The 11,199-nt window shown below is 65.2% G+C and carries 10 protein-coding genes; 7 read left to right on the top strand and 3 right to left on the bottom strand.

The window, feature by feature from the left end:
* Nucleotides 1-76: 76 nt before the first annotated feature.
* Nucleotides 77-760 (top strand): outer membrane lipoprotein carrier protein LolA, encoded by a 684-nt coding sequence (locus NKJ40_RS23315; protein WP_352468059.1) that lies wholly within the window; start codon nucleotides 77-79, stop codon nucleotides 758-760.
* Between the two features lie 322 nt (nucleotides 761-1,082).
* The gene (locus tag NKJ40_RS23310; protein WP_352468058.1) at nucleotides 1,083-1,889 is read left to right on the top strand and encodes an exodeoxyribonuclease III; all 807 of its coding nucleotides are present in this window, start codon (nucleotides 1,083-1,085) and stop codon (nucleotides 1,887-1,889) included.
* A gap of 20 nt (nucleotides 1,890-1,909) precedes the next feature.
* Here NKJ40_RS23310 and NKJ40_RS23305 read toward each other — a convergent pair whose 3' ends face one another.
* Genes NKJ40_RS23305 through NKJ40_RS23295 form a run of 3 tightly spaced genes read right to left on the bottom strand, consistent with a single transcriptional unit; the run spans nucleotide 1,910 to nucleotide 5,104 of the window.
* The gene (locus NKJ40_RS23305; RefSeq protein WP_352468057.1) at nucleotides 1,910-2,761 is read right to left on the bottom strand and encodes a TIGR01459 family HAD-type hydrolase; all 852 of its coding nucleotides are present in this window, start codon (nucleotides 2,759-2,761) and stop codon (nucleotides 1,910-1,912) included.
* The gene (locus NKJ40_RS23300) at nucleotides 2,758-4,059 is read right to left on the bottom strand and encodes an FGGY-family carbohydrate kinase (RefSeq protein ID WP_352468056.1); all 1,302 of its coding nucleotides are present in this window, start codon (nucleotides 4,057-4,059) and stop codon (nucleotides 2,758-2,760) included. Before NKJ40_RS23300 ends, NKJ40_RS23305 begins: the two co-directional genes overlap by 4 nt.
* A gap of 1 nt (nucleotide 4,060) precedes the next feature.
* The gene (locus tag NKJ40_RS23295) at nucleotides 4,061-5,104 is read right to left on the bottom strand and encodes a class II aldolase/adducin family protein (RefSeq protein ID WP_352468055.1); all 1,044 of its coding nucleotides are present in this window, start codon (nucleotides 5,102-5,104) and stop codon (nucleotides 4,061-4,063) included.
* Between the two features lie 228 nt (nucleotides 5,105-5,332).
* Between NKJ40_RS23295 and NKJ40_RS23290 the strand changes: the two genes are divergently transcribed.
* From NKJ40_RS23290 to NKJ40_RS23270, 5 genes are all read left to right on the top strand, one after another.
* On the top strand, nucleotides 5,333-6,115 hold the full coding sequence (locus tag NKJ40_RS23290; RefSeq protein ID WP_292663773.1) for a DeoR/GlpR family DNA-binding transcription regulator: 783 nt from the start codon (nucleotides 5,333-5,335) through the stop codon (nucleotides 6,113-6,115).
* Nucleotides 6,112-7,491, top strand: coding sequence for an FGGY-family carbohydrate kinase (locus tag NKJ40_RS23285; protein WP_352468054.1), 1,380 nt, complete (start codon nucleotides 6,112-6,114; stop codon nucleotides 7,489-7,491). The genes NKJ40_RS23290 and NKJ40_RS23285 overlap by 4 nt, the downstream gene beginning before the upstream one ends.
* Nucleotides 7,488-9,032, top strand: coding sequence for a sugar ABC transporter ATP-binding protein (locus NKJ40_RS23280; protein WP_352468053.1), 1,545 nt, complete (start codon nucleotides 7,488-7,490; stop codon nucleotides 9,030-9,032). Before NKJ40_RS23285 ends, NKJ40_RS23280 begins: the two co-directional genes overlap by 4 nt.
* A gap of 20 nt (nucleotides 9,033-9,052) precedes the next feature.
* Nucleotides 9,053-10,030 carry an ABC transporter permease subunit gene (locus NKJ40_RS23275; protein ID WP_376705997.1) on the top strand — a complete coding sequence of 326 codons (978 nt, stop codon included), beginning with the start codon at nucleotides 9,053-9,055 and terminating at the stop codon, nucleotides 10,028-10,030.
* Between the two features lie 86 nt (nucleotides 10,031-10,116).
* Nucleotides 10,117-11,055 (top strand): ABC transporter substrate-binding protein, encoded by a 939-nt coding sequence (locus tag NKJ40_RS23270; RefSeq protein ID WP_352468051.1) that lies wholly within the window; start codon nucleotides 10,117-10,119, stop codon nucleotides 11,053-11,055.
* The last annotated feature ends 144 nt before the right edge of the window (nucleotides 11,056-11,199 follow it).

Here is an 11,199-nt window from a genome sequence, read left to right as displayed (position 1 = left end):
GCGGCCCGCCAAACTTAAGCCCAACTGGGGGGCCAGACCAACATAACGAGCAAGCAATCAGATGATGGTGACCGGCATGAAAAACGCAACTTTCGCCCCAAGCAGGGATTTCGCCCCAACCCGCCGGCAGGTGCTCGGCCTCGGCCTTGTCCTGGCCGGTGCGGCGGCCGCCAACCTCGTGCCCGGCTTCCAGCTGCTGGCGTCGGCGCAAGCAGCGGTTCCGGCGACGGCGCAGAAAATCGCCGATCATTTCTCCTCGGTCAAATCGATGAGCGGCGAGTTCGTGCAGTTCGGACCCAAGGGCGAGCAGACCGGCGGCAAGTTCTTTCTGGAACGGCCGGGCAAGATCCGCTTCAATTACGACGGCGCCTCGAATTTCAGGGTGATTTCCGACGGCAAGTCGGTGGTCATCCTCAACAAGAAGCTGCGGACCTCCGATCTCTACCCGCTGTCGAAGACGCCGCTGAAGCTGCTGCTCGACGACAAGATCGATCTCTCGGGCGGACGCGTCAGAAGCGTCAAGGAAGAAAACGATCTCACCACTATCCAGCTTGCCGACAAATCGGTGTTCGGCAATTCGAAGATCACCATGATGTTCGATCCGAAATCCTATGAATTGCGGCAGTGGACCATCACCGATGCGCAAGGCAAGGACACAACGGTGATGATCTTCAACACCAAGGAGGGCGTCAGTTTCGCCCCCGACACCTTCGCCATCGACTATACGGCGAACCGCGAGCTGAATACCAAGACGCGGTAGATTCTCTTCGGGCGTCAGCGCCGCCCCTCACCTGCCTGCCGGCATCCTCTCCCCGTATGGTGACGGGGAGAGGGGCGCTCTCATCGTCGGTTTCGCCAATCACCACCGTCGCAAAAACAGCACCGGCGTTGCGGCCAGCCCCTTCTCCCCGTCACTATACGGGGAGAAGGTGTCGGCAGACGGATGAGGGGCAGCACCGGACTCAACCATGACAGGCTCGGCCAAGCGCCGCCTTGTCTTTGCGGTGCGCGGCTGGCAGTAGTTTCCGCGATTGACTTCCGTCGGAGCCATCCGGCGGATCTTGCGTTGTCCGGAACCCCACATGCCGTTTTCCGTCGCTACCTGGAACATCAACTCCGTTCGGCTGCGCATGCCGATCGTCGAACGCCTGCTGGCCGAGCAGGCGCCGGACGTGCTCTGCCTGCAGGAAACCAAGGTTCCGGATGAATTGTTTCCGGAGAAGGCGTTCCGCAAGCTCGGCTACGAGCACATCGCCTTCCATGGCCAGAAGGGCTATCACGGCGTTGCGACCATAGCGCGCCGTCCGATCGAGATCGTCGAAAAGCGCCGCTTCTGCGACATCGACGACAGCCGGCATCTGTCGGTCACCGTCAACGTCGGCGGCAAGACGATCCTGCTGCATAATTTCTACGTTCCGGCCGGCGGCGACGAGCCCGACCCGGCCGTCAACCGCAAGTTCAAGCACAAGCTCGATTTCGTTGCCGAGATGAACGCCGTCCGCGCCGAGCATGACGAGCATTCCGGCTCGATCCTGGTCGGCGATCTCAACATCGCGCCGCTCGAGCACGATGTCTGGTCGCACAAGCAGCTCCTCAACGTCGTCAGCCATACGCCGGTCGAGACGGAAAATTTCGAGGCGATGCGGCTCTCCGGCGATTGGATCGACCTGATGCGGCTCAATGTGCCGTACGAGGAGAAACTCTACACCTGGTGGAGCTATCGCGCCCAGGATTGGCAGGCCTCAAATCGCGGCCGCCGCCTCGACCATATCTGGTCGTCGCCAAACCTGGTGCCGCATTTTGCCGGCTATGAAATCCTGCGGCCGGCGCGCGGCTGGGAACGGCCCTCGGACCATGTGCCGGTGATCGGGCGTTTCAACCTCGATTAGCTTTGTCTCGCCTTAACAACTCAGCGAAACCTGAAGCTATCCGCGATGTAGTCGGGACGGGCGTTCAGCGTGGCGAAAACGTCCTCCAGGTCAGGCGCCCCCGCCAATATGCCCGACAGGACCAACGTCGTCGCGACGCCGACGCCGTTGCCGCCGGCGATGTCGTGCTCGACGCTATCGCCGACGCAGACCACGCTGTCGCGCTCCGGGTGACCCGCCAGTGCCAGCGCTGCCTCGAATATCTGCGGATTGGGCTTGCCAATGCGCGCCACGCTGCCGCCGAGGCTCTCATAGAGATCGGCGAGCCGGCCGGCGCCGAAGCGAGGGCCGACGGCAGTCAGCATGATCTTGTCGGGATTGGTGCAGAAGCATGGCACCCGCCGCGCCGCCGCCGGACCAAGAAGCCGGCGATAATGGTCGAGGTCGTAACGATCGCCCTCGCTGGCGGAAATCAGCACCAGTTCTGCATCGTCGCCGTCCCTGGCCAGGACGAAGGGCAGGCCGTCGACAGCCGAACGGTCATTGTCGCGGCGGATCAGCAGGCATTTTGTCTGCGGGCGCAGGGCTCCGGAGGCCGCCATTTGGTGGAAGGAGCGCCACGCCACCTCGCCGGAGGAGACAAAGTGGTCCCAGCTTCCCGGTTCGAAGCCGAGCTTCAGCAGGCGGCGCTCATTGGGTTGCGCCCGCTTGCCGGAATTCGAGATCAGCACGATGGTCTTGCCGGCGCGCTTGAGCGCCGACAAGGCTTCGACAGCACCTGGATAGGCGCTGGTGCCGTCGTGCAGCACACCAAACTGGTCGAGCAGGAACACCTGATAGCGGTCGATCAGCGCGGCGATGCCATCGAGGTGTTGAATTGCCTTGGTCGTCATAAAAGCCCCGCTGCGCTTGCGCCCATCAGCGCCAGCCGCGCCGTGCCGGCAGCGGCCTCCTCCGAAAGAGCCGGTACGAGAGCGACGCCAAGCTTGCGCTGCCGGATCGCTGTCCAGGCCGGATTGGCCGCACCGCCGCCGACGCTCCTGACCGATGTCAGCCGGGGTGCGCCGAGTTCGGCAAGCCGGCGATAGCCGAGCGCTTCTATCGCCGCAATACCCTCGAACATCGCTTTCAGATAATCGGCGTCGTCGGCGGGCCGCGGCTCGAGGCGGGGCGGCAGCGCCGGATCGGCTATGGGGAAGCGTTCGCCCGGCGCCGGAAGCGGGTAATAATCGAGGCCGGTCTCGGTTGCCGGGTCGATCTTTTTACTGAGTTCGACAATGCGGGCGACGGGGAAATGCTGGGCCAGCACCTTGCCGCCGGAATTCGAGGCGCCGCCCGCCAGGTAGGTGTCTCCCAGCCTGTGGCTGTAGATGCCGAATTGCGGCGCCGAGATCGGCCGGTCGGAGAGGATCTTGATGGTCAGCGACGAGCCGAGCGCGGTAACGCCGTCGCCCGCGGCACTCGCACCGGTCGCCAGGAACGATGCACAGCCATCGGTGGTGCCGGCGACGACAACCACGTCATGCGGCAGGCCGAACATTTTCGCGGCGCTGGCGGTGAGCGTGCCCGTGACATCGCCCGGCCGCACGACTCGGGGCAGAAGATCCACACGCATGCCGGTCGCCGCGATCCAGTCCGGCCAACGCCGGGCCTCGACGTCGTAGCCGGTTTTCAGGGCGTTGTTCTCGTCGCTGACATCGAAGCGGCCGGAAAACTGTCCGGCGATCCAGTCGGCCTGGTGCAGCACAGTGGCGACGCCGGGCAGGTGCTGGAAAGACAGCGTCTTGGCGAGACCGGACGTCGCCCCGAGTGCAGCGCTCGTTGCCGGTGCCACGCCGGCTATTGCAGTCAGAAGAGTGTCGTCAGCGACCTTGTCGTTGTACATCAGCGGTTCGGCCAGCGGCCGCCCGGCGCCGTCGACCGGCAGCAGCGTGCCCGACGTACCGTCGACGGCGATCGAGCGCACTGCCGCGCGATCGATGCATTTGAGCAGTTCCGCCAACGTCGCGCCGACCGCCTCCCACCATATGGCGGGGTCGCGGCCGTTCAGCCCAAATCGCTCGAGGGCAATAGCGGACTGCGCGGCAATGGAAAAGTCCGGGCGCATGGCGACGGCGCGCGCGCCGGATGTGCCGATGTCAATGCCGATGGCAAGCGGGCCAGTTGATAGCGGGCTTGGCGAACGCGGCATGTCAGCTGCCCCCGGCATTGAGTTTCTGGCGATATTTTTCGGCGTCCCAGTTGATCAGTTCGTCATTCTCCGCCGCTGTCAGATAATTCAGCTTGGCCGCGACATCGACCCGCGCCGTCACGTCGGCGAGGCAGCGCTGCATTGCGTCGGCACCGGCGCCGGCGTCGCCGCGCATCAGCACGCCGAGGCCGGGAAACAGGATCGCCACGGGTGCGGCGCCGCAGCGCTCGATGACGCGCTTCACATCCTCGCCCGGTCTCGCCACGACCGAGCCTTCGCCGAGAAAGATGACGTGGTCGGGGTAGAGGCTGCCACCCGAAGCCATGCGGCAGCTTTCGGGGTCGATCGCCACCGCATGCGCCTCGACGTCGGCCGGCAATCTGTAGTCACTGTCGCCCGCGCGCGCCATCAATGCCGTGGTGTCCGGCTCCGCCATCTGGCGTGGCGGCCGCGCCAAGAGCCGTGTCACGCTCCGCAGCAGCATGTCGGCCTCGGCGACGGTCTCGGCTGCAACGACCAGACCGTGATTGCCGAGGATCAGGACATCCACGCCTGGCCGCAGGCGCTCAGCGATGCCCTGGGCGAGCGGCAGTCCCGGCCGGCGATAGGGAACATACGCCCATTGGTGGCCGTCAAGCCGCCTGGCGGCCTCGGCCTCGCAGTCGGCCTGCACGGCCAGCGAAATGGTCTCGACGCAGTGGACATGCAGAACGATGCGCTGCGGCATCAGCGCATGCACGGTGGTTTCGATCGAGGGGCGCAAGCCGCGCGCGTTGAGGGCGCCGACAGTGAAGGCCTGCGGCTGTTCGGCGGCCGGGTCGCGCCGTTCGATGGCGTCGAGCAATGGCGGGATGCTGACCGGCACCATGATGTCCGCGGTAAGCGCGTCCTTCAGCCAGGTGCCGGAGGCCTTGATCCAGAGCGTGTCGCCGGCTTTCAGCGAGGTGTTGCCGCCGGCGGCCTGGGTCAGATGCGGGTCGCTGCCGATCTCGGCCGAAAGCGACCGCAGCGCTGCCAGTTCCTGCGCATCCGCGCTGATCGTCATCGAAATTCCTCCACAAACCGGCCGCGTGGCCACGGCTTTGGACGTCCCTTGCCGGGACGAAGGCCGACGCTGGTATCGCAGATGCGAGTAAGTTACGTCAACAGTGATGTTATCGCGTCAAATCAGGCTTGCAATCCGAGGCACGTTGAGTAAGTTGCACCAATTGCCGTGCAAAATGGCAATGCCGTGCAAAACGGCTTGGGAGGCAAGCGCATTGGGAGGTAAGGGTTGAGCGACTCCGGCCGCCAGCGTCAGATCGTCGAGCTTTTGCGGGACCGGCCTTTCGCATCGGTGCGCGAGCTGCAGGAGCGGCTTGGCGTGTCGGCGGCGACGGTGCGGCGCGACATCGACAAGATCGACGAGGCCGGCGAAGCGCGCAAGGTCTATGGCGGCATCTCGGCGCTCGATGGCGCTTCGCAAGCCGGCGTCGCCTATGCCAGGCCCTATGACGAGAACCGCGACCTCGCCGTCGAGGCCAAGCGGCAGATCGCCGCCCTCGCCGCCACCATGGTGCGCGACGGCGACGCGGTCATCGTGCATGGCGGCTCGACCTGCTTCCATCTCGGCGTCAAGCTCGCCGACCGCAACATCCGGCTCTACACCAACTCGATGCCGCTCGCGGCCTATCTCAGCGACCACGGCCATTGCAGCCTCACCGTCGCCGGCGGCGAACTGCACCGCGAGCCGGGCATCATCCATTCGCTGACGCAGACAGTGCCGTTCTACGCCTCGAAGTTTTTTCTCGGCGCGCAAGGCATCGGCCAGGAAGGCCTTCTGGAATCGCATCCGCTGCTGGTCCGCTCGATCGTCGAGCTCAGCCTCTGCGCCGACCAGATCGTCGTGCTGGCCGACAGCCGCAAACTCTCGATCCACGCGCGCAACGTGGCGCTGCCGCTGTCGCGGATCGGCACGCTGGTCACCGATGACGGCCTGTCCGACGCCGATGCGCGCATGCTCGAAGATGCCGGCGTCATGGTGCGGATCGCCGCTTCCTCGGGAGGCGCCCAGTGAACATCGCCGTCCTCGATTTCGGCAAGACCAATTCGAAGCTGTTCGTCTTCGGCCAAGACGGACAGATTCTCGACGAGCGCCGCACCCAACCAAGCTGGATCCGCAAAGGCGGCTTCAGCGTGCTCGACGAGCCAGCGCTGCACGACTGGGCGGCTCGCGCCATCGATGACGCCGTCGACAGGCATGGCATTGAAGGGCTGATGGTATCCGGCCATGGCTGCACTTTCGCGCTGGTCGATGACGCCGCGCTGACGCATCCGATCCTCGACTACGAGCAGGAACCGCCAGCCGAAATCGCCGCGCAGATCGACCGCCGCATTCCGGATTTTGCCGAGACCTTCTCACCGCGCCTGCCGCTTGGCTTCAACTACGGCCGCCACATGTTGTGGCTGAAGGAGGTGGAGCCTGGGGCTTTCGCCGCAGCGGAATCGATCCTTGGGTACCCCCAATATTGGAGCTGGCGGTTTGGCGGGCGGCCGGTGTCGGAAGTTTCGTATCTCGGCTGCCATTCGCATCTGTGGGCGCCGCGCAAACGCGATTTCAGCTCGCTGGTCGATGCCGAGGGCTGGCGCGGCCAGATGCCCGCCTTCGAGCGTGCCGGCGCGGTGATCGGCGAGCAGCGCTTCGGCCAGGCCGCGAAGCCGGTCGCCATCCATAATGGCGTCCACGACAGCAATGCCGCGCTCCATGCCTACCGCCGGCAGCAGCTCGGGCCGGTGACCGTGGTCTCGACCGGCACCTGGGTGGTCGTGCTCAATCCGGACTGTCCGCTCGATGCACTCGATGGCGAGCGCGACATGCTGGTCAATGTCGATGTCGACGGCGGCCCGGTGCCGACCATCCGCTTCATGGGCGGCCGCGAATTCGCCACGATTAGCGCCGGCTGGCAGGGCGCAATTGCGCCGTCATTGATACAGCGGGTGATCGACGCCGGCATCATGGCGCTGCCGAGCTTCGCGCCCGGCGGGCCGATGGCACACCGGCGCGGCGAGCTGGTCGGGCGCACGCCCAACCCCGACGAACGCGCGGCCATGGCGCTGCTCTATGTCGCGCTCATGCTCGATCTGTGCCTCGAGCTGATCCATTCGGACAATACGGTGATCGTCGACGGCGGCCTGAACAACGGCGGGCTGCTTGCCGCGTTGCTGGCGCAATTGCGGCCCGGGCAGGCCTTCCTGCAGGGCGCAACGCTGGAGGGCAGCGCCACCGGTGCCGCCGCACTTGCCTTCGAAAGCGTCGGACGCGAGTTTGCCACCGAGGCGCCGGAGGCGGTGCATGCGGCAAGTTTCAGCGGCCTTGCCGGCTATCGCAATGATTGGCGCGGCCTTGCCGCCGACCGGGGTGTGGCCAGGGCAGGTGCGGGAGGTGCGCGATGAGCGCCGCCGCCCGGAGCGAGACGGCCCGCCAGCCCGTGCTGGAGATGCGCCACATCTCGAAGACATTCGGTGCGATCCGCGCATTGCACGATGTGTCGCTGACCGTCCATGCCGGCGAGCTGCACGCGCTGATGGGCGAGAACGGTGCCGGCAAGTCGACGCTGATGAAGGTGCTGTCCGGCGCCTACCGGCCGGACCCCGGCGGCGAAATACTGATCGACGGCGCGCAGGCCGCCACCGGCGACCCGATCAAGGCGCGCGCCGCCGGCATTGCGGTCATCTATCAGGAGCTGTCGCTGGCGCCTAATCTGTCGGTGGCGCAGAACATTTTTCTCGGCAACGAGCCGCGACGGTTCGGCGTCGTCGATCGCGAGCAGTGCAACCGTCGCGCCAGCGAGATTATCGCGCGGCTCGGCGTGACCTTTTCGGCGCGCACTCCGGTCGCCAGCCTGTCGCTCGGCGAACGCCAGCTGGTGGAAATCGCCCGCGCGCTGTCGACCAATGCGCGCATCATCGTCATGGACGAGCCGACGACGTCACTGACCTCGCGTGAGACCGACCGGCTGTTCGAGGTGATCGCGACGCTGAAGTCGCACGGCATCGCCATCATCTACATCAGCCACCGCATGGAAGAGGTCTACCAGCTCGCCGACCGCGTCAGTGTGCTGCGCGACAGCGGCTATGTCGGCACGCTCGACCGCGCCGACCTGAACGCCTCGCGCCTAGTATCGATGATGGTCGGGCGCGATCTGTCGACCTTCTACAAGAAGGATCACCGCCCGCCGGACAGCAAGCGCGCCGTCGCGCTGTCGGTGCGCGGCATGTCGGACGGCAACCTCATAAAGAATTGTTCCTTCGACCTCCACAAGGGCGAGGTGCTGGCACTGGCCGGCCTGGTCGGCTCGGGCCGCACCGAACTGGCACGGCTGATCTTCGGCGCCGACAGGCACACATGGGGCACGCTGGAGCTCGGCGGCAAACCGATATCCATCGGTTCGCCAAGCGAGGCGCTCGATGCCGGCATCGCCTACCTGACCGAGGACCGCAAGCAACTTGGCCTGTTTCTCGACATGTCGATCTCCGACAACATCAGCATGGGTGTGCTGGCAAGGGACGCGAAGGCCGGCGGTCTGCGCGACTTCACGGCTGCCGAAAAGCGCGCCGCCAAGGCGGTGTCAGACCTCTCCATCCGCACCAGCTCGGTGCAGGCCAATGCCGGCTCGCTGTCGGGCGGCAACCAGCAGAAGGTGCTGCTCGCCCGCCTGCTGGAAACAGAGCCGCAGGTCGTCATCCTCGACGAGCCGACCCGCGGCGTCGATGTCGGGGCGAAGTCGGAAATCTATCGGCTGATCGACAATCTGGCCAAGAAAGGCATCGCCATCCTGATGATCTCCAGCGAACTGCCGGAGGTGATCGGCATCGCCGACCGCGTGCTGGTGATGCGCGACGGCACCATTGCCGGCGAGGTGACGGCGTCGGAGGGCGAGCCGCTGCGGCAGGAAGCGATCATGGAACTTGCAACGGGAGCGGCTCAGCGATGACCGACAAGGTGGCCGACACGATGAAAGCGGACGACCGGGCGATCGGCAGAAGTACGAGGTGGCGCACCGCCATCGCCGCACTCGGCATGCTGCCGATCCTGATCCTGCTGGCGGTCGGTTTCCAGTTCATCAATCCGCGCTTTTTCACCCAGACCAATCTGCTGATCGTCATGCAGCAATCGTCGATCAATATCGTGCTGGCCGCCGGCATGACCTTCGTCATCCTGACCGGCGGCATCGACCTGTCCGTCGGCTCGATCCTTGCCGCCTCGGCGATGGTGGCGGTGATGGTGTCGCTGGTGCCCGATTGGGGACTGCTGGGCGTGCCGGCGGCCATTCTCGTCGGCCTCGGTTTCGGCGTCATCAACGGGCTGCTGATCGCCTATATCAGACTGCCGCCCTTCATCGTCACGCTGGGGTCGCTGACCGCCGTGCGCGGCGTCGCCCGCCTGCTTGGCCAGGACACCACGGTGTTCAACGCGGACCTGCCGTTCGACTTCATCGGCAACGGTTCGCTGTTCGGCATTCCCTGGCTGGTCATCATTGCGCTGGCGGTCGTCGTTCTGTCCTGGCTGGTGCTCAAGCGCACCGTGCTCGGCACCTGGATCTACGCCGTCGGCGGTAACGCCGAGGCCGCCAGGCTGACCGGCATCAAGGTGCCGCTGGTGCTGCTCTTCGTCTACGGCGTTTCCGGCCTTCTGGCTGGCCTTGGCGGCGCCATGTCGGCGGCCCGGCTCTATGCCGCCAACGGGCTGCAGCTCGGCCAGTCCTACGAACTCGACGCTATTGCCGCGGTCATCCTCGGCGGCACCAGCTTCGTCGGCGGCGTCGGCTCGATCTGGGGCACGCTGATCGGCGGCCTGATCATCGCCGTGCTGTCCAACGGGCTCATCCTCGCCGGTGTTTCGGACATCTGGCAGTACATCATCAAGGGATTGGTCATCATCGTGGCGGTCGCCCTCGACCGTTACCGGCTCCAGGCAGGAGCAAGAACGTGATGGCCCTTAGTCGCCGGCATCCAACGAGCCGGTTTCATGTGTAACGCACCGTGAGAGGCGCGGGGCATCAGGAGGAAAATAAAACAATGAAGACCATCGCTAAACTGCTCTGCGGCGTTGCCCTTGCGGCCGCCGTCATCGCGCCGGCATCGGCCAAGGATCTGAACAAGGTCGGCATCTCGGTCGGCCTGCTCGGCAACCCGTTCTTCGTCGCCACCATCAAGGGCATCGAGGACGCGGCCAAGAAGATCAACCCGAATGTGCAGGTGACGTCGGTATCGGCCGACTACGACCTCAACAAGCAGGTTTCGCAGGTCGATTCCTTCATCGCCGCCGGCGTCGATGTCATCATGCTCAACGCCGTCGACGCCAAGGCGATCGCGCCGGCAGTGAAGAAGGCGCAGGCGGCCGGCATCGTCGTTGCCGCCTTCGACGTTTCGGCGCCAGGCGCCGACGTCACCGTGATGACCAACAATGTCAAGGCCGGCGAAGAGGCGTGCCAGTATCTGGTGGACCATACCGGCGGCAAGGGCGACTACGTCATCCTCAACGGCCCGGCCTCCTCGTCGATCCTGGAGCGGGTCAAGGGCTGCAAGGACGTGCTGGCAAAACACCCCGACATCAAGATCCTTTCCGACGACCAGAACGCCGAAGGCTCACGTGACGGCGGCCTGAAAGTGTTCCAGTCGCTGCTGACCCGTTTCGATAAGATCGACGCGGTCTTCGCCATCAACGATCCGACGGCGATTGGCGCCCAGCTTGCGGCCAAGCAGCTCAACCGCTCGGAGTTCCTCTTCACCGCGGTCGACGGCGCGCCGGATATCGAGAAGGAACTCGCTTCCGGCACGTCGATGATCAAGGCCTCGGCCTCGCAGGATCCCTATGTGATGGCCGGCCAGTCGCTGACGATGGCGGCTGACCTGCTTGCCGGCAAGAAGCCGGCTGAGCCGACGGTGCTGCTCGACCCGAAGCTGATCACGGCCGACAATTTGAAGGATTACAAGGGCTGGACCGCAGCTCGCTAAGCCTCCCAAGCCTGGTGGGGGGGGGGGGGGCGGGCCGCGCCGTTTTTTGTGGAGAGGTGTTTTGGGGACAACCGAGTGGGATGGGGGGGGGGGGTATTTAGGTTTCGGGGAAGGTGGGGCGGGGTGTTCAGGGTTTGTTATGTT

The organism is Mesorhizobium sp. M0119 (genome assembly GCF_040322615.1).
In the GTDB taxonomy this organism is placed as follows: Bacteria; Pseudomonadota; Alphaproteobacteria; order Rhizobiales; family Rhizobiaceae; genus Mesorhizobium.
Note: the sequence above shows the minus strand (reverse complement) of the source record. Positions and strands in the feature narration are given on the sequence as shown.